The organism is Thermogemmatispora sp., assembly GCF_042408735.1.
Taxonomy (GTDB): Bacteria; Chloroflexota; Ktedonobacteria; order Ktedonobacterales; family Ktedonobacteraceae; genus Thermogemmatispora.
This window is the reverse complement of record NZ_JBHOQV010000126.1, coordinates 191001-209615: the sequence shown is the minus strand read 5'-3', so window position 1 is coordinate 209615 and position 18615 is coordinate 191001. Positions and strand designations below refer to the sequence as shown.

14 protein-coding genes, 1 tRNA gene and 1 CRISPR repeat array are annotated in these 18615 nt (G+C 61.1%); of the genes, 6 read left to right on the top strand and 9 right to left on the bottom strand.

The genetic code is table 11. The features are described 5' to 3' along the window. Position 1: 1 nt before the first annotated feature. A CRISPR array of direct repeats spans positions 2-2765; the repeat unit is 35 nt; unit sequence TTCAGTATCCTCAAGCGGATCGAAGCCTCTGCAAC. 893 nt (positions 2766-3658) lie between these two features. Next, positions 3659-4168 carry a thioredoxin-dependent thiol peroxidase gene (gene bcp / locus ACFMO7_RS12335; protein ID WP_376795779.1) on the top strand — a complete coding sequence of 170 codons (510 nt, stop codon included), beginning with the start codon at positions 3659-3661 and terminating at the stop codon, positions 4166-4168. A 179-nt stretch (positions 4169-4347) separates the two neighbouring features. Here bcp and ACFMO7_RS12330 read toward each other — a convergent pair whose 3' ends face one another. Then, a complete protein-coding gene (locus tag ACFMO7_RS12330; RefSeq protein ID WP_376795778.1) occupies positions 4348-5193 on the bottom strand; it encodes a hypothetical protein in 846 nt (281 codons plus the stop codon). A 627-nt stretch (positions 5194-5820) separates the two neighbouring features. Between ACFMO7_RS12330 and ACFMO7_RS12325 the strand changes: the two genes are divergently transcribed. Then, positions 5821-6459 carry a hypothetical protein gene (locus tag ACFMO7_RS12325; protein ID WP_376795777.1) on the top strand — a complete coding sequence of 213 codons (639 nt, stop codon included), beginning with the start codon at positions 5821-5823 and terminating at the stop codon, positions 6457-6459. Positions 6460-6546: 87 nt separating this feature from the next. Further along, positions 6547-7101, top strand: a complete 555-nt coding sequence (locus ACFMO7_RS12320) for an acyl-CoA thioesterase (protein WP_376795776.1) — start codon at positions 6547-6549, stop codon at positions 7099-7101. Here ACFMO7_RS12320 and ACFMO7_RS12315 read toward each other — a convergent pair. Together ACFMO7_RS12315 and ACFMO7_RS12310 are read right to left on the bottom strand one after the other, a co-directional pair. Next, positions 7033-8142 (bottom strand): MFS transporter, encoded by a 1110-nt coding sequence (locus tag ACFMO7_RS12315; protein WP_376795775.1) that lies wholly within the window; start codon positions 8140-8142, stop codon positions 7033-7035. The two genes, ACFMO7_RS12320 and ACFMO7_RS12315, sit on opposite strands and share 69 nt — an antisense overlap. Before the next feature lie 38 nt (positions 8143-8180). Continuing rightward, positions 8181-8573 carry a hypothetical protein gene (locus ACFMO7_RS12310; RefSeq protein WP_376795774.1) on the bottom strand — a complete coding sequence of 131 codons (393 nt, stop codon included), beginning with the start codon at positions 8571-8573 and terminating at the stop codon, positions 8181-8183. Positions 8574-8918: 345 nt separating this feature from the next. Here ACFMO7_RS12310 and ACFMO7_RS12305 point away from each other — a divergent pair, with 345 nt between their 5' ends. Continuing rightward, on the top strand, positions 8919-9773 hold the full coding sequence (locus tag ACFMO7_RS12305; protein WP_376795773.1) for an SDR family NAD(P)-dependent oxidoreductase: 855 nt from the start codon (positions 8919-8921) through the stop codon (positions 9771-9773). 116 nt (positions 9774-9889) lie between these two features. On the opposite strand, the gene ACFMO7_RS12300 is transcribed toward ACFMO7_RS12305, so the two are convergent. The 3 genes from ACFMO7_RS12300 to ACFMO7_RS12290 form a co-directional block, all read right to left on the bottom strand. Beyond that, the gene (locus ACFMO7_RS12300) at positions 9890-11995 is read right to left on the bottom strand and encodes a hypothetical protein (protein WP_376795772.1); all 2106 of its coding nucleotides are present in this window, start codon (positions 11993-11995) and stop codon (positions 9890-9892) included. 298 nt (positions 11996-12293) lie between these two features. Then, positions 12294-12389: transfer RNA gene (locus ACFMO7_RS12295), tRNA-Sec, on the bottom strand. A gap of 175 nt (positions 12390-12564) precedes the next feature. After that, complete coding sequence (locus tag ACFMO7_RS12290) at positions 12565-13236, bottom strand: HAD family hydrolase (protein ID WP_376795771.1); 672 nt, start codon at positions 13234-13236, stop codon at positions 12565-12567. 229 nt (positions 13237-13465) lie between these two features. Between ACFMO7_RS12290 and ACFMO7_RS12285 the strand changes: the two genes are divergently transcribed. Beyond that, positions 13466-14821, top strand: a complete 1356-nt coding sequence (locus ACFMO7_RS12285) for a phenylacetate--CoA ligase family protein (RefSeq protein WP_376795770.1) — start codon at positions 13466-13468, stop codon at positions 14819-14821. Between the two features lie 152 nt (positions 14822-14973). Here ACFMO7_RS12285 and ACFMO7_RS12280 read toward each other — a convergent pair whose 3' ends face one another. After that, a complete protein-coding gene (locus ACFMO7_RS12280; RefSeq protein ID WP_376795769.1) occupies positions 14974-15891 on the bottom strand; it encodes a type II CAAX prenyl endopeptidase Rce1 family protein in 918 nt (305 codons plus the stop codon). Positions 15892-16459: 568 nt separating this feature from the next. Between ACFMO7_RS12280 and ACFMO7_RS12275 the strand changes: the two genes are divergently transcribed. Continuing rightward, complete coding sequence (locus ACFMO7_RS12275) at positions 16460-16738, top strand: hypothetical protein (RefSeq protein WP_376795768.1); 279 nt, start codon at positions 16460-16462, stop codon at positions 16736-16738. A gap of 637 nt (positions 16739-17375) precedes the next feature. On the opposite strand, the gene ndk is transcribed toward ACFMO7_RS12275, so the two are convergent. Further along, on the bottom strand, positions 17376-17840 hold the full coding sequence (ndk, locus tag ACFMO7_RS12270; RefSeq protein WP_376795767.1) for a nucleoside-diphosphate kinase: 465 nt from the start codon (positions 17838-17840) through the stop codon (positions 17376-17378). A gap of 90 nt (positions 17841-17930) precedes the next feature. Further along, a complete protein-coding gene (locus tag ACFMO7_RS12265; protein ID WP_376795766.1) occupies positions 17931-18284 on the bottom strand; it encodes a roadblock/LC7 domain-containing protein in 354 nt (117 codons plus the stop codon). Positions 18285-18615 lie beyond the last annotated feature (331 nt).

Sequence of the window (18615 nt, the reverse complement as noted above, 5' to 3'; positions counted from 1 at the left end):
TTTCAGTATCCTCAAGCGGATCGAAGCCTCTGCAACTCCCCTGAGGATAGTAGCCTTGGGAAACTAGGCCGTCTTTCAGTATCCTCAAGCGGATCGAAGCCTCTGCAACTCCCCTGAGGATAGTAGCCTTGGGAAACTAGGCCGTCTTTCAGTATCCTCAAGCGGATCGAAGCCTCTGCAACCATAGCACAAAACACGCCCCAGGTCAAGGGGACCTCTTTCAGTATCCTCAAGGGGATCGAAGCCTCTGCAACCTGCCATGTCTGCCCATCCCTTCCATTTCGGTATCTTTCAGTATCCTCAAGGGGATCGAAGCCTCTGCAACTCCGTTGGACCAGGGGGATGAGCGGATCAAGGAAGAACTTTCAGTATCCTCAAGCGGATCGAAGCCTCTGCAACGCAGATCCACCTCGGAGCCGCAGCAGCGCTGGGACTCTTTCAGTATCCTCAAGCGGATCGAAGCCTCTGCAACGCGGGGTTTTCTTGCCTGGCCGCAAGAAGCGTTCGAAGCTTTCAGTATCCTCAAGCGGATCGAAGCCTCTGCAACTCAAACAAGAGCGTCAATATAGTCCTGAGCCATACGACTTTCAGTATCCTCAAGCGGATCGAAGCCTCTGCAACTCTGGACATACCCGGCGCAGGTCGCAGCCAGCTCCTTTCAGTATCCTCAAGTGGATCGAAGCCTCTGCAACAGAACAACTGGCCAATCTACGACGTGCAAGGGCCAGCTTTCAGTATCCTCAAGCGGATCGAAGCCTCTGCAACTCAAACAAGAGCGTCAATATAGTCCTGAGCCATACGACTTTCAGTATCCTCAAGCGGATCGAAGCCTCTGCAACGATGCCCATTCCCAAGACCCTGTCACGCCAGATCTTCTTTCAGTATCCTCAAGCGGATCGAAGCCTCTGCAACGTTAGAGCAGGGAGCAGACGGAGTCCACTCATATCCGCTTTCAGTATCCTCAAGCGGATCGAAGCCTCTGCAACCTCGTCAACGAGCGGATTGCCGTACGCGCTCTGGACCTTTCAGTATCCTCAAGCGGATCGAAGCCTCTGCAACCCCTGCGCCGGCTCTACAAGCGCTTTCGCGGCGTCCGCACTTTCAGTATCCTCAAGCGGATCGAAGCCTCTGCAACGATCTGGGCGATGCATAGCCAGGCACCAACCGCGCCACTTTCAGTATCCTCAAGCGGATCGAAGCCTCTGCAACGCTGTCTCACCACCGTGAAGTCCACAGCCAGCCCTTCTTTCAGTATCCTCAAGCGGATCGAAGCCTCTGCAACCTGTCCGAAGATTGATTTTCCACTCCCGGTCCGCCCACTTTCAGTATCCTCAAGCGGATCGAAGCCTCTGCAACTCGTGGAGGGACGATCAGCGCTGCTTCGCTGCCAGCCTTTCAGTATCCTCAAGCGGATCGAAGCCTCTGCAACTCGTGGAGGGACGATCAGCGCTGCTTCGCTGCCAGCCTTTCAGTATCCTCAAGCGGATCGAAGCCTCTGCAACGTTCTCCAGTCATCCCTGCTGACCCTTGACTGAACCCCCTTTCAGTATCCTCAAGCGGATCGAAGCCTCTGCAACGAAAGCCACCCTGGCTCCGCCCCGGAACGCGGAGCCTTTCAGTATCCTCAAGCGGATCGAAGCCTCTGCAACATCGTCATTCGGATCGGGGCTGAGCAGGGCATTGCGCCTTTCAGTATCCTCAAGCGGATCGAAGCCTCTGCAACAGGCGCTCAAGCTCGCGGCCACGGCGCTGCGGGAGGCTTTCAGTATCCTCAAGCGGATCGAAGCCTCTGCAACGGCTCGTCTGGTATCGCAGTCAGCCCTTCTCGCGGCCTTTCAGTATCCTCAAGCGGATCGAAGCCTCTGCAACTCGTGTATGCGCTGGTCCGTGTTGACCAGCACGGGGTCTTTCAGTATCCTCAAGCGGATCGAAGCCTCTGCAACAGATGTGGCAGGTGCATTGTGAGGCGGACAGTCCAGCTTTCAGTATCCTCAAGCGGATCGAAGCCTCTGCAACATTCGCTGTCGGGGAGATCTCTCTCTGCTGACGCCCGCTTTCAGTATCCTCAAGCGGATCGAAGCCTCTGCAACCTGGCATATCCGGCATTTCAACATAAGGCCGGTCATAGACTTTCAGTATCCTCAAGCGGATCGAAGCCTCTGCAACGCCGAGGCGGCCGTGAGCAGCGCGTAGCTGAACTCTCTTTCAGTATCCTCAAGCGGATCGAAGCCTCTGCAACACGATGGTAGCGTTTTACCAGGATTACAAGCGCGCCGCTTTCAGTATCCTCAAGCGGATCGAAGCCTCTGCAACGTCGCATGGCTGGAAGGTCTGCCAGAGAATTTCCACCCTTTCAGTATCCTCAAGCGGATCGAAGCCTCTGCAACTGCCGAAACAGTGCTCCTTTCCGCCAATGCTGGCATCTTTCAGTATCCTCAAGCGGATCGAAGCCTCTGCAACGCAGGATGCCTTCCATTTCTACCACCTGTCCTGATCCCCTTTCAGTATCCTCAAGCGGATCGAAGCCTCTGCAACTCCCGGACAGCTTCACCTCGGAGCGGCCGCCGGCCTGGGATCTTTCAGTATCCTCAAGCGGATCGAAGCCTCTGCAACGCTCGAGCAGCTCTATGAAGCCGCGCTCACTACGCCCTTTCAGTATCCTCAAGCGGATCGAAGCCTCTGCAACTTTGCCGGGAACTCGAAGCGCGGATTTCTTGTCGTTACGTTCCTTTCAGTATCCTCAAGCGGATCGAAGCCTCTGCAACCGACCCCCCCGAAAACCACTTCGGGATACATCTTCCATATTCTCTAACGATTCAGGCCCCGTTTTTGGCATCTGAGAGCCTCGCAATTTTCCGTTTCTCTCTCCACTCCCCCCTCGGAGCACGGTTCCTTTCGAAACTCGTTGGCTGCAGCGTTGAAGGGGCGAGTTTCGAGCGGTCATGAACCTATTCTAAATAATCAGAGCTGCATAAGAGGCAGCTTTTGGACCCTCAAAGGGCGCTCGACGCCCTTTCACCGGATGCTTGTCTGGCGAGTTTCGAAGCGGCGCCTCACAAGCACCAATTTGTGGCGGGGGGAGGATTCCTGGTCAAGTTGCTGGTCCAGCCCCGTGGGGGAAGTGAAACCGCTCGCAAGCAGGGCAGCCCACACACCCAAATCTTTCAGTACCCAGAAGCGGATCGTGGCTTCTGCAACCCTATCAGTAGGGGATGTTCTGGATCGCTTCGTACCAACTCCCTGGCTGGATCCTGCCAGAGACAGCCAGCCGCTATATTCCTCTCAATATTCTACTTAAGCATCCAATACGGATAATAACTTATTAATGATATTTAAAAAGATGTTCTATAATATTGAAAAATATTTTTTTAATCTGTCACATATATGAAATATGCAGATCTAAGCCTCTCTCTGACAGGCTGCACTCAATCCTGCCGATTGTGAAAAGATCGTCCGTGCCGATGCAGAACGGCTGCTCAAGATCACCCCCGTCCCCTGAAGGGTGCGCTCTGGCGCTGGTGGACCGTCCGCGTCTGTGGTCGCGAGCCGTTGCCAGCCATGGAAGAACGGTGGTACTGTGTAAATAGCGCCTTTTGTGGGCGCCGGTCTTCCGCCTGATCTGGGCGAAGAGCCGAAGCTTCTAGTGAAAGGATCTGCCATGAGCGAAACAATAGAGCGGACTGTCCTGTCGGAGGGCCAGCCCGCCCCAGATTTCACCCTACCCGTTGTGGGGGGCGACGAGACAAGCGGTGATCAGCTCCATCTGGCCGACCTGCGCGGGCGTACTGTCGTCCTCTACTTCTATCCGAAAGATAATACTCCCGGCTGTACGACCGAAGCCTGCAACTTCCGCGATATGCATCCCGAGTTCCGCAGGCGCGGCATCGCCGTGCTTGGCATTAGTGCCGATGAGGTCGACTCGCACCGTGACTTTGCCGAAAAATATCATCTCCCATTCCCCTTGCTGGCCGATGTAGGGGCCAGCGTGGCCCGCCAGTACGGCGCTTACGGAGAAAAGACGCTCTATGGTCGCAAGTACCTGGGTGTGCAGCGCATGACCTTTCTCATCGATCGCGATGGGGTCATCCGCAAGATTTGGCGGAGTGTCAAGCCAGATGGGCACGCTCAAGAGGTGCTGCGGGCCATTGAGGAGCTGCAGCTAGCCTGACGCCCCCGGCTGAGCCTGACTCTCTAGAGATAGAGGAGTGAGGAGCAGCGCAGGCCGGGCCGGACTGAAGCTGAGTCTGGTGTGGCCCTGGTCTGTACTGGACCGGGGTGCCCTTCCTCGCTGCCCTCCCGGCTGTGCTGGCTCCTCGCTGTCCCCTCCCTCGTCAGGCCGGCCTGGCTCTACTGGACCTGCTCAGGGGGGCAGCGAATCTGGAGCTGGCGGGCGACACGCTGCAACGTGCGCATATCGCGCAGGCCCTCGACCAGGAAAACCAGCCGCTCACAGAGGGCACTCTCCTGGAGACTGATGTCCCGCAGAGAAGAGACGAAGCCCCACAGGAGCATGAACCAGCGTTGACCTGGTCCGTTGCCGGACTGCTCGCCGGGTCTTTCATTGGCCAGAGTGGTCAGGCCAGTCAACAGATCATGCTGTAGGCGCGCGAGGTGGCAGCGAAAATAGCGCTGCCGACGCCACAAGCGCTGGGCCTCCTGGGTATCCCAGCGAGCCAGAGCCCCGATAGTGGCCTGTGTCAGCGCGCTTGCCTGCTGACCGAGCAAGGTGAGGCGCTCGAAGAAGGCCGCCACGGGTAGAACCGAAGCGGTGGTGGCCCCGTTCGCCTGCCCTTGCTGGCTAACCAACAGCGGCGGAGTAGGACCCTGCAGCCAGAGCAGGAGACGGGCTATCTCGCCTGCCTCTTCAGCCAACTGCAGGAGTATGCCCACGAGCAGGGGGAGTGAGCAGAGGAGGCGCAGCCGACTGGTGCTCGGAGCTAGCCCTTCGCCTGGCTGGGCCAGCAGGCGGCGGGCCTCTTCTTCTATCCTCTGCCCAAGGGCGATCAACCGCGGATCGCGCTGCTGCAGGCTCTGGGCCAGAGCCAGGTCTACGCTGGCTACCGCTCTCAGGGCCAGTCTGAGCCGCTCGCTCGTAAGCATGCCCAGGTAGATCAGACGGGTCCAGAGAGCCTCGACGGTCGATACAGGAAAGGACGGGTCGATCGCTGGCAACATCGGATCGATTTCTGACATGGCGCTCTACCTCCTGTCGCATGCGCGCTGTGGTTGTGATCTGCTATGCTGTTTGGGCGTATCGTCTTGCGCGCCGGCCCGCAACCGTTAGCATGGCGCTTGCTTCCTGGCTCCGGCCACAGCGGCTCTGTCATCAACAGTAAGGCTGGCGGCTCTCAGCAAGAACACGGCTGGCAGGCTGATTCTCTCGCTTGTAGCACAGCCTGGCGTGTGAAAGGAGGGCGGAGCAGGAAGTACCCTGGCCCTGTGCTGCCCTCTTTGGTGGACTGGCAGGGAGGAGAGAGGGTCAGCCAGTCGGCAGTGGGCCTTGCGGCTGCCACCTGGCCGGACGGGCGAGGGACGGTTGGCGGTCAGACCGTCCCGTCGGCACTCGAGGCCTTGTAAGCTCTCGCGGCGTCCGCGTCTGGGGGTGGAAAACGAGTCTGGGATCAGCCCACAAAAAGCAAGGGGAGGGTCGTTATCTTCGGCGTACAAGTGGCTTGGCGCGAGTAGGTGTAAGCGGGCCACCATTGGGCCAGCAAGTTGGCCCAGACTCAGGCAGGCTGCTATAATAGGCGGCGCATCGAACTGAGCCGTTTGCGCGCCGATCACAGGCGAGCAGATAAAGAATGCGAGGGCTACCCAGCGATGAGACATTCCATCAAACAGCTTACACGCCTCTGCCTGGGAGCATGCTGCTCCCTCATTCTCATAAGCATGGTGAGCGCCTGTAATCTCTTTGGCGGTACGACAAGCGCCCCAACGCCAACGCCGACGCACCAGCCGTCCAGTGTCTCTGGTACTGTCTCGACTTCCAATCTTGTCAGCTATCGAGGCGACGGCTACGTTATTGGCTATCCGCATGGCTGGAAAGTCGACACCAGCAAGCCGGGCTTCGTTACCTTCTCTGATCCCCAGGGCATCGCCTATCTCTCGGTGCATGTTCAGCCCAACCCGAACGGCGTCGTCTCGGCACAAGAGCAGGTCACCCTGGGTCTCCAGCTCTTCCGCTCGCAGGTCACCCACTATCAGCCAGCCAGCGTTGACCCGACCGTCAGTGTGGCCGGCGAGCGCTGGAGCCAGGGAGCGGCCACCGGTGACCTGAGCGTTGGCGGCCAGCCCAGTCCGGTACCCGTCAAAATCGTGGTGCTGGCCGTCAACCATCCGGCGAACTCGCCTCAGACACGCGGCTTTACCATCGCCTATGCCACGGCCCAGGCAGTTTTCGACCTGGCCGATCAAGGAGAGTTTCAGCCGATGCTCCAGTCCTTCACCTTCAGCTCGTGAGGTGGGGGAAGACGCAGGCCATACCTCTCTGCTGAGCACGCGGTGGAGCTCGGCACCTGCTAGCAACCTACGGAGTGAAAGGAGCGCATGGAGCTATTCGACAAAGCTAAAGAGCGAGAAAGGCCGCCGTCCGCGGTCGACCGCAGCCAGGGGCATACCATTGCCTACTCCCGCACGACCAGTAGTCGCCTGATGGGGGTGTTGGACGCCAACGCTAACGGCAACGTCCACGGCGGCGTCATCATGCGCATGGTCGACGAAGCGGCGGCCGTGGTCGCCATCAAGCACTCGCATCGAAACGTCGTCACCGCGCGCGTTGAGCGCTTCGACTTTCTGGCTCCTGCTTATTTGGGAGACGTTGTCTCCGTGCATTGCCAGCTCGAGTACGTTGGACGCACCAGTATGGAGGTCGGGGTGCGCGTCACAGCGGAGGACCCGCTGACCGGCGAAGTGCGGCATGTCGCTAGCAGTCGCGTGATCTACGTAGCGCTGGACGAACACGGCAAACCTACGCCGGTTCCGCCGCTGGTCCCTGGCGATGAGGAGGAAAGGACCATTATCGAGCGAGCCCGCCTACGCCGTCAGCGGATGCAGAAGCTTGAAGAGGAGCTGGCCAGGCTGGAAGAAGGAGGCTCCACGTGAAGTGACGGGGTCGAGGAGGTGAGTGGGGAGAGGAGGGAGGTTGTGGACGGCTCGACCGGACTGGCTATCCTGCGTCTCGGCCTCGCCGGCCTGATCGCGGGAAGGCGCCAGGGCTGGCATCTCCGGCCCTGGCTGCTCGTCCAGAAAATGCACATCGTGCATCAGCAGGCGTACGACCAGGCTGCCCAGCAGTACCAGGGCACCGATGCCGCCGCAGCCGGGGTATTGGGAGGTGTTGAGGTTGCAGAGGCTTCGATCCGCTTGAGGATACTGAACAAAGGTCAGGCCGAGCAGCCTTGCGTGAAAATCGTGCAGCACGGTGCTAACGAGGGCGCCGGCCAGGGCTGCGCTCAGTACCGGGGCCAGGCTGCCCGCCGGCGTGAGAACCGCCGTCACTCGCCCGACAAAGTCGCGGGCCGTCAGCCGCAGCACCAGCAGCTCGACGGCCACGTTGACGGCGATCCAGGCTGCACCCACCAGGAATATCAGGCCGAAGGCTGGGCCGACGCTTATCATGCGCGCGAGCAGCAGCGTAGTCAAGCCCAGAAGCAAGCTGGCGCCCCAGAGCAGGCGCGCCAGTCCGAGGCGGCTGGCGATCAGGCCAGCAATCAAAGCTCCGGCGATGGCGCCCAGACCGAGCACCGTTCCCAGCGGGCCATAGAGGTCGGGGTGGGCATGCGCATGCAGGTTATCGGTCACAAAAAAGATCGCCAGAGCATTCAAGGCCCCGAAAGCGCTCATACTGAGCAGGCTGGCCAGCAAGACGGCCAGCAGACCCCGATTGTCGACCAGCACGCCCAGCCCGGCCTGGGAATCCTGGCCAAAGCTGACGTGCCCGCCGCCCAGGCGCTTCTCAACCGGCACGTCGATGAGGGCGATCGTGAGGAAAGAGACAGCGAACGAGAGGGCATCGGCGATCACGGCCCACTGGATGCCGAAATTGAAGACCAGCAGGGAGCCGATGGCAGGCCCGATGATCACCGAGAGTCCCATCGTGGCCTGGCTCAGGCTTGTAGCCCGCGCCAGGTCCTCCGCTCCCACAAATCCCCGATCAGAGCCAGGCGGGCAGGATTAAAGAACTAACTGCAGCTTTGGGCGAGCAGCACCACGGTGTAGACAGCACCTAACTGCCAGCCGAGGGGCGGCTCCAGCTTTCCTACAAAAGGGATGAAGGGGGCCAGCATCCAGGCCAGGCAGCCCGTCAAGGCCAGGCACAGCCCGTCGGTGCGCAGCCTGGTCAGCCGCCGCGACCAGCGATCGACAAAGACGCCCGCCAGGGGACCGATCAAGGCCACCGGCACATATTCCGCGATAAAGACCCCACTGACAGCCACCGGCGCCCAGGAGTGCCCCCGTCCGAAATCGTTAGCGATCCAAAGTACAAGCGCTGCTCCTAGAATCACGTCGCCCAGGTTGGAAATGGCCTGGCCGAGCCAGAGCAGCGCGAAATTGCGATTGATCAGGACTTTCATCTATGCTTCAGCGACCGCCACCAGGCTGATCGTGCTAGAGGGGAAGGATGCTCTTGAAGTGCCCCCACATGCCGGCGCTACTATTCTCTCTAGAGACTGGACAGCGATGCCCCGAGGCACCAGGCCCGAACCAGGGTTGTCGACTCAGCTGCCGCTGGCGAGGGCGCAGGCAGGTGCCCTCGCCTCTGCTACCTATTCACGTACCGATCTTCCCTCTACAGCGTGTCACAGCAAAAGGAGCGCTGTCAAGGTGAACTACGCTGCGGCGTGCGTCGATGGCGCGATCGGTAGCGATGAGGCAAGTAAGCGGCTCGTGTCCTTTGAAAGGTGAACAGGAGGATTCTCTTGGCGTACGACTATCGTGGCAAAACAGCCCTGATTACAGGCGCCTCGTCTGGTATTGGGCTGGCGTTTGCGCAGGCCCTGGCGGCGCGCGGCATGCATCTCGTTCTTGTAGCCCGCTCAGAGGAGCGGCTGCGGCGGCTCGCCGCAGAACTGCACCAACGGCATGGCGTCCGGACCGAGGTGGTAGCTCTCGATCTCAGCCGTGAGGGTGCGGCGACCCAGCTGGCCCAGGCCGTGCAGGAGCGCGGCCTCGCGATAGACTTGCTCATCAACAATGCTGGCTTTGGCACCTATGGTCCCTTCGATGAGCAGGCTGCCGAGCGGGAGCACGAAGAGATCATGCTCAACGTGGCGGCTCTCGTCGATCTGACTCATAGGCTCCTGCCGCCGATGCTGGCCCGTGGGGAGGGGGCCATCATCAATCTTGCCTCGCTGGCGGCCTTCCTGCCCATTCCTCACATGGCTGTCTATGCGGCCACCAAAGCCTTCGTTCTCTCCTTCAGCCAGGCCCTCTGGGCAGAATATCGACGCCGTGGGCTGCGAGTCGTGGCGGTCTGCCCCGGTCCGGTTGCCACCAACTTCTTTGCCGTCATGGGGACTTCCCAGGAAGGTATGCCCGGGCTGATCCTCGCTCCCGAGCAGGTTGTGGCGGCCAGCCTGCATGCCCTAGAGCGAGGGCGCAGCCAGGTTGTTCCCGGCCTCCTCAACAAGCTCATGGCCTTCAGCACGCGCCTGGTACCGCGCACACTGGGTGCCCGCGTTGCTGGCAGCTTTCTACCTCGTCGCGTGCAGTCAGGCAGCTCTGCCCCAAGCGGCAGCTCTCTCTCCTCAGCACCTGAGCCCCAGCCGCGCTAAGTCGGAAACCTTGCGCTGTCCCGAGGAAGGAAAGGCGACAGGACGGGGAGCTGTGCCAGGCAGATTGGAGTGTGCCGCTACCGGGACCTGGCTCCCTCGTCTCTGTCGCCCCTTCCTCAGCGTCGTTCCTGGCCGAGCGGGGCTGCCATCTCGCCTGTCGGCGTGCTAAGTGGCTGCGCCCGCTCTGGCGTGACTCTCGGTGACTCAGGATGCCGGTGCGGAAGTGGGAGGCGACCCCGTCGATAGAGTTGCCAGCCGGCCAACCAGAGGAGGAGCAACAGCAGTCCGAAAGCCGAGAGCGCCGCGCCCCGCGCGACAGAGGCAGGCCGGTAGAGGTAGCTGAGCGTGTGCCTGCCAGCTCCAACACGAATCGCTGGCATCAGACCGGCAAACGTTTGCACCGGCACTCGTTGTCCATCGAGCACGGCAATCCAGCCTGGGTAGGCCGTCGTTGCCAGCACCAGATAGCCACCGCTCGCGCTCCTCGCCTCGAAGCTCTGCTCATCGTCCTGGAGGCGCAGCAGCTTGATCGTGGCCGGTAGACGCCGATAGGTAGCCAGTGTGGGCAATTGACCGCTTGCGCCGGGACTGAGCAGGTAGGCTGGACCGGCATCGAGGGTGTTTCGGTAGAGGTAGGTCCCGTCGATCTTGTCGGCCAGAAGCAGGTGACTGTCGTGCAGGGGGCGGCTCGAGACCAGGACCGTGACATGCAGCAGGCCGAGCAGGCGCGGATCAGGGCGAAACCAGGGAGCGTCCGAGGCAGGAATATGCTGCTGATAGCCGGTACCGTAGTAGCCCCCGGCGCGGTCCATATACTGGACGTAGGCCCCAACCAGGAGCGGGTCCGACCCATCGGCCAGGCGCAGCTCCAGCTCAGCCGCGGTCAACTGCGGGATATTTTGCTGCACACTGTAGATACGCCCATCACCGGCCAGTCGCTGGGCGGCCAGGGCGATCGGCGAGGGCATGGTAATCAAGCGTACCGAGCCAACCTGCGAGTAGTGCTGATCAACTAGCACCAGGTTTGTGGCGACCAGGGCTACCAGGAGCAGGCCCATCGCCAGGCTCGCCGCGCGGCTCAGGCGCTGCAGAGACTGCGTGAGCGTCCCCGCTCCCAGGCCGGCCAGCAGGGCAATGCCCAGCAGACCCAGGAACCAGATGCGCGCCAGGCCACGGAAGCGATCGAAATCCGGCAGCCAGTGCTGCACCACATGGTAGACCTTCGAAGACTGGCCCATCGCCAGGCTGGCCACCAGGACGATGCCCAGGGCCAGCAGCCAGGCTTTGCGCACACGGCTCGCGATGCCAAAAACCGCCAGGCAGAGCACACTCAGCCCAGGAGCGACCATACCCTCCCACGTCAGCCAGCCGGGTGGCGGCTCGCTCACCAGGGCATGGAGGAACTGCGTGAGCGTAATCTGATCCTTGGGATGAAGCGCATAGGCGCGCGTCGAGTAGCGCATCAGTTCCAACAGCGGCAGCAGGTGAATGCCTGCCAGCAGCGTCCCCAGGCCCCCGGCCAGGAGCAGGCAGAGCGACGAGAGCAAGGCCGGGCGCCAGCCATCATACCACCAGCGCCGCAGCAGGAAGCAGACGGCGACGGCGGCCATCATCAGCAAGCCGTAATAGGCCATCTGTGGGTGACCGGCCAGGAGCAGCATAGCCAGGCAGAGGGCCAGGGCCGGTCCCCAACGCAGCGGCTGGCGCACGCTCGCCCAGGTAGCCAGAGCCAGCCAGGGATACCAACAGACCGCCTGCATGATCGTTACGTGCCCGGCCCCCAGGTGGCTGATCAGGCGCGGCGTCGCCATGTAAGCCACCGCTGCCACCAGAGCTGGCCAGCGCGGCAGAGCGAGGACGCGGCGCGCCAGCAAAAGCGTTCCCAGCCCGGCCCACCAGAAATGCAGAGTCATCAATACAAAGAAGTAATCGCGCAGCGAAAAGAAGTGTACCAATTGAGTTGGCGGATAGAAGAGAGCGGCTAGAGGGTCGGCCCCAAGAGGGAGGCCGCCGCCGAAATAGGGATTCCACAGCGGCAGACGATGAGCCTGGGCGACCGTCCGCTGTAGCTCCAGAGCCATCGGCCAGTGGCTCACTACAAGATCGCTCCCGCGCCAGGCGGCCACCAGTTGGTCACCATTCACTGGGGCTGGCCATTGAATCGCCAGGGCCACCCCCAGCAGTAGCGCCGCCTGGCCAATGCCAGGCAACCAGCCCTGCAAGCATGGCCAGAGCCTGCCGACTCCCCCAGGAACCCGCTTTAGATAGCGTAAAGATAGCTGGAGAGAGCACATCGCTTTCTACGCCTTTCTTCTTTTGGGCATTTCTACAGTTTAGAGAGACGCTTAGAAAGGAGCGAACGTTCCTCCGCATGATTCAGAACGACTTAAAGGGGGGATAGCATCGACAGGTGGCAGAACTGGCCAAAGCATGGGAGATAGAGAGCAAGCCAGGCAGATCGACGGCTTACCCCCTGGCCAGGCCTGGCCGGAGGGGCGGCAAGAGAAGCAGCAAGGGAAACAGAGGTGTATGGGAGTCGAACCCACCAGGGACCGCGCGCAGCGACCCCCCGACCGTTTTGAAGACGGCGAGGCCCACCGGGACCCCTACACCTCCGTGATCAGATGCTGGCAGGCAGAGAAATGCCAGTAGAGGACGAGGCCAGCCTCGTCCTGTCTGAGAGTATAGCCCAAGGCCCAGGCGTCCGCAAGTCGGTCTCGCCTCTGGAGACGCCTACGACGGCCGGCCGGGGCTGGGGGTGGAACAAAGAAGGGTGGCCCCTCTCTTTCGCTCACGAGGCAGGGACCAGAGCGCGCAGGCGCCCTACGTCCACCTCTGTGAGCGAGGGCACCACCAGATCGGCCTGGCGTAGCGCCTCGGCTTCACGAGTTGTTGTGACCGCCAGGCAACGCATGCCGGCGGCATGGGCCGCCTCGACGCCGGCCACCGCATCCTCAATTACCAGGCAGGCAGAAGGCGAGACGCCCAAAGCCTCAGCGGCCTTCAAAAAGATATCCGGAGCCGGCTTGCCGCGCTCCGCCATTTCCCCCGAGATCAGGGCCTGCAGATAGCGCTGCAGTCCCAGCAGCTCGCTGATCAGAGCAATGTTCTCCGGAGGCGTTGATGAAGCCAGCGCCTGGGCGATCCCGGCCTCATGCAGCGCCTGTAGCAGCTCCAGCGCCCCTGGCAGAGCCAGGCCCTGAGGGTTCTGGCGCACCAGCTCGCGGAAATAGGCTTCCTTGCGCTCCGAGAGAGCGCGCACCCGCTCGGGAGGCATCTCTCCCCAAAGCAGCGGGATAATGCGATCGTTGCGCATCCCAAAGGTCGCGCGGAAATCCTCCTCGCTCAACTTCCACCCTTCCTCTTCGGCCAGACGCCGCCAGGCCCGAAAGTGGGCCTGCGCGCTATCGATAATCACCCCATCCAGATCCCAGATCACGGCCTGAAGGCCTGATACTGCCATAGAAAAGTCCCTGCTCCTTCCTCTCAAGACAAGAAAGAACACGGAGAAGGCCAGCTAGGCTATGCTGTCCAAGACCAGGCCAGGGGGCATGACCTTCCCCTGCGCTCTTCCCTCAGACATGATACCATATATCGTCCTCGTCCGGCCTGCCCGTCCAGAAGGGCCAGAGTCCTTGCCCGCGTAGACGCCTGCAGAGAGCAATGGTAGAATAGTGGCGGAGGTGCTGCCCATGAGCGATCGGAAATATTTCAACGAAGAGATCGAAACTCTGCCCCGTGAACGCCTGCGCGCCCTCCAGCTTGAGCGCCTGCAGGCGGTTGTCACTCGTGCCTATAAACAGAATGCCTTCTACCGCCAGCTCTATGACGAAGCTGGGGTAAAGCCAGAAGATATAAAAAGCTTAGAAGATATACAGAAGCTGCCTTTTCTTGAAAAGAAGAGTGTGCGCGCTGCCTATCCCTATGGGGTAGCCATGGTGCCGCCTGGGGGAGAGCAGGGAGCGCTGGAGGTCCACGCCACCAGCGGCACCACTGGCAAAAGCGTGCCGGTCTTTGCCACCCGACGCGACCTGCAGAACTGGGCCGAGCTGAACGCCCGAGAGCTTTGGATGGTTGGTCTGCGGCCCGGCGATATCCTGCTGAACTGCTACGGCTATGGGCTACCGACCGGCGGCTTTGGCTTCCACTACGGAGCCTTGGAGATGGGGGTCATGGTCATCCCGATGGGCTCCGATGCGCGCCAATATGAGCGCATCTTCGAGTTTATCGCCGACTTCGGCGTCACCGCCATGTGCATGACCCCCTCCGTTGGCCTCTACCTGGGACGCAAGGCGCGCGAACTGGGCATCGATTTCAACAGCACCAGGCTGCGCATTGGTCTCTTTGGCGCTGAACCCTGGCCCTGGGAGACGCGGCTGAAGCTAGAGGAATATTTTCACATCACGGCTTACGACGAGTTCGGCATGACCGAATTTTTAGGACCGGGCATGACCTGCGAGTGTGAGCAGCGCAACGGTATGCATGCCTGGGCTGATGCCTTCCTGGTGGAATGTATCAATCCTGAGACCGGCGAATGGGTTGAAGAAGGCCAGGAGGGAGAGCTGGTCTGGACCTGGCTCACCGGCGATGGCACAGCCATGATCCGCTACCGCAGCCGCGATCTCTCGCGTCTCTGGTGGGAAGAGCGCTGTGCCTGCGGGCGCACCCATCCCAAAATCGGCGCCATCAAAGGGCGGACCGACGACGCGGTCTCTATCCGCGGTCTCCTGGTCTTTCCCAGCCAGGTCGAGGCGGCCCTACTGCGCTTCCCCGAGACCGGTACTAACTTCCGCATCATTGTCGATCGCCGCGATGGGCTGGACACCTTTCTGCTCAAAGTTGAGGTGAAGGAGCGGCAACTGCTAGACCAGGGCGAGCGCTGTCAGGAACTGGCCCGGGCCATGGCCGAGGCGGTCAAATCGGTCACGGGCAACACGCCCAAAGTGGAGCTGGTGCCGCCCGATAGCCTGCCACGCGCCACCGGCGGCGAGTCGAAGACAGCCAGCGCGCGCGTGGAAGATCGCCGCAAGTTGCATGGCGACGCCTGACCTTCAGGCTGAGCGGCGGCGGCTGGCCGCCTCTCCTCTTCACGTCACCCGGCTCGGGGGCTGGCAGGTCTCCACCCTCCTGCCCTGCCAGACCGGGACGAACTACCCCGCCGGCTTGCTCGTTGCTCGGATGCCCCCACCCCAGGGAGGCCCTAGTGCAGGCTTCCCAGCATATAGAGCACAATCACTACGGCGCTAATCCCGTTGTTGAGCACGTGCAAGAGCAAGCCGGGGTAGAGAGAGCCGCTCCACCAACGCAGCACGGCCAGAAGCAGGCCGATCACGATCAGCACTGGCAGTGAGCCAAGGTCAGCGTGAGCCAGGGCAAAGACCAGCGCGCTTACTACCACTGCCCAGCCGGGGGCCAGGCCGCGCCGTAAGCCGGGAAAGACGAAGCCACGGAAAAAGATCTCCTCGCAGACAGGAGCCACGATCACCGCTAAGACCAACAGAACAGTGGTCGTCAGCGGCGCCAGGCGACTGCTCTCTAAAATAACTTGATCGTTGGTCTGGAGTGGGAGCTTCAGACCCTCAAGTAGGGCCGAGTAGAGACTGTTGACCACGTAGAGCAGAGCCAGGAAGCCTACGACCAGCCAGAGAAAAAGCGGGCGAAAGCGGCGCAAGCCAAGGGCTTGCAGCACCATTCCCAGGGAAACGTGGCTGTGGCTCCCTTTAGCCGCGGGCACTGCTCGAGGAGGCGTGGACGTGCCCTCCGCCTCGCTGGTGCTGGTTGCTGCTGGCTCTGCACCAGGCTGGGTCTGGGTCTGGCGGCGCAAAGCGCGCCGCGCGAAGAAAAGCGCCACCAGCAAAAAAGCCCCTTCGACGACCACGGTCGAGAGAGCCGCCGCCAGGGCCCCTGCCAGGTCCTGCTGCCAGGGGAGTGGCGTCTTGGGATTGGGCAGGCGGCTGCCCTGCAACTGAGCACCGAGCGAGAGCAGGAGCCAGGGCACCAGGGGGATCAAGAGCGCCAGCCAGGTCTCGCGGAACGACCAGGGAACAGGGGCCTCCTCCGCCCTCAAAGGTGGGCGATCTGGCGGCGGTCCCCCTGCCGAATGTGACGATAAACTCACCAGAGCCTCCCAGCTAACTAAATCGAAGTCAGGTAGCGATTGCTTCTTCCAGAAGCCAAGAAAGCCAGGACCTGCTTATGCTCTCCTCTCCTCGCTTAACGCTGCCGCACTCGTTCAATGGGAAGAAGCCATCTTGACTTCCTGCGCCAGTATAGCGGATGCCAGCCTTGCTCTGCAAGCGTGACCTGAGGCTATCTGTTTGTCCATCCGCCTGCCTGTCCCAGGGGGCGGCTCAGCCCCTGCGCGATTTGCTGCTGATGAAAGTGCTGATGATTATCGCCCAACCAGTGCTCTTGCGCGGGCTGGTGATGGCTTGACATGCCCGACCTTTCCGAAGTACGATGAAACCACCAGACCGACGGGAAAAAGCCGGCCAGAGCAAGGTGGGAGCAACCATTCCCTTCGTTGCACCGCCCGAGAGACGACTCGCCAGCGGGCGAACAGAGAGCCAATGTCAGTTGCTCGTCGGCCTCGCCTGGCACAACGTTCGTTGATCGCCCATCTCTCTGGCACGAGTTGATGAGCGGAACAAGTAGAAGCACGTTTGCTAAGAGGAAGGAAGGGATTCTTGGCAGGTACACTTGAAAGCAATCCAGCCAATAGTCCAAACTGGCGTAAGCATCGTAACGGCTGCCCATTCTACCGCGAGCGCTGGTTTTCCAACAGCGATATCGAAGCGGGCGAGCCGCTGTATCAGGTATTCTGCATGAAAGGCACGCCCCCACTCACCCTGGAAGAGCAGAACCGCTGCTTGCGTAGCAAAACATGCTGTTGGCGTCTTGCGGAGAAAGAAGAGAAGAAAGAAGCAGTCAAAGGAAAAGGGTCTCGGAGGAGCAGCCCGGCGTGATCGGCTAGCCAGACAATGGGCTGACGTACTCTCTGCCTGACAGGTCCCTTATGGTCGGAGTGAGCGACCTCTGTCCGTTCCTTTGCCGTCGAGGTCAGGCCCCGTACTCAGGTCAGGCGGCCAGCCGGCGCTGCCGTCCTGTCTTCCTTCCCATCTACCTGTCTGCCTGATCGTCTCCTCTTCTCTTTCCTCCTCGTCACCGCTGCGACCTTTGTCTGGTCTAGGGGCGGCCCTGGGCCAGTGGGGGGCCTGATCCTCTGACCGATGCCGACCAGGCGATCCACTTCCCGCAGCAAGGGCAGCTCCGCTCAAGGCCACCTGGCTCTGCTCTGGGCGGAGAGGGAGCGTGACCTGACCTGGAGGTATGGAAAGAAGGAAGCCGGCGGGTGGCGTCTGGCAGGCGGCCACCCGGACCGGACCTTCCAGGTAGATAGTAGAAGAAGAGGAATAGGCTAAACCAGGGTGAGTGATCAGGAAAGTCTTTGGTGTGGAAGAAGGGTAAGAAGCAATTCAACAATCCCAACGGCTGAAGTGGCAGAGGAGCGATGGCCGCGACCTGAGCGTTGCCTGCTGGCGCCGTTCTCAGTCTGCCGGCAGCCAGACAGGCAGGTAGGGTGCATCAGGAGCGGAGCCTTGCTCAATGCTGCTCTGGCTCCTCATAGAGCCAGGACTCGTTGGCCAGCCGGTAATCGAGCAGTTCCTCCGGCTTAAAGAAGAGGCTGATCTCGCGGGCCGCTGTCTCTGGTCCGTCGGAGCCGTGAATGATGTTATAGCCGATCTCCAGGGCGAAATCGCCGCGGATCGTTCCCGGGGCGGCCTCGGCGGCGTTGGTGGCCCCCATCATCGTGCGCACCATCTTAATGGCGCCCCGGCCCTCGACCACACCGACCACCACTGGGCCGGAGGTAATATGCTTCACCAGACCGGCGTAAAATGGTTTCCCCTTATGGACAGCGTAGTGTTCCTCGGCCAGAGCGGGGGACATCTGCAGCATCTTCAGGCCGACGAACTTCAGCCCGCGCTGCTCGAAGCGGGCGAGAATCTGCCCGATGAGGCCGCGCTGGACCCCTTCGGGCTTAATAATGATCAATGTTCGTTCCATGCCAGCGATCAGAACTTCCTTTCCACCAAAATACAGGCCACTGCCTTGAGGGCCTGGGGCTTAGTCAAACAAAAGGGAGAAGCCTCCCTTCTACTGGCTTGTCACCAGAGGGAGAATCTGGCGACAGGCCTTCTTCATCTCCAGGCGCACGCGTCCTAGATTGGGAGAGCGGGTCTGCTGGGTAGTCACCACGAGGATCAAATCGCCCACCTCCGCCATCTGGATTGTCCCCTGTTGCGTTTCAATTATAGCATGGCGGATCTCGCCCTGGTTAATTTGCCTGGTATAGCTACTGAGGGAACCAAAGGCCGTCGCGGACAAGGCTCCGATCATCTCCTCGTCCTCGCTGTGCAGCGTTCCGCTGACGATCAGCCCATCCTTACCCACCAGAATGACGCCTGAGACCTCATCAAGCTCGGTCAACCGCTGTAGAATCGTCTCCACTGATGACTCCTTTGGATGGTAGCTAGATTCTTCTTGTGAGTCGTCCATCTCGAAGCTAGAGCGCAAGGGCCGTAGCGGGCCAGATCTGGCCCAGCAGCCAGCCAGCCTGGTATGCGAGGGGGGCAGAAGAGAGAGGATGATCAGGCTCAGCCAGGTTAGCCGGACGACCCACTTCTTGAGCCCTCCTTCCTGACGTCTCTTCTCCTCGTCTAGCCGCTGGCTAGCTGATCGCTCTCTCTTCTGGCTGTGCAGTTCAGCGGGAGAGCCTTTCTTCGTGCTTCTTCTCTCCAGGCTTTGGCTCTGGCGGCCAGCTCCGGGCTAGCGTCTAAGC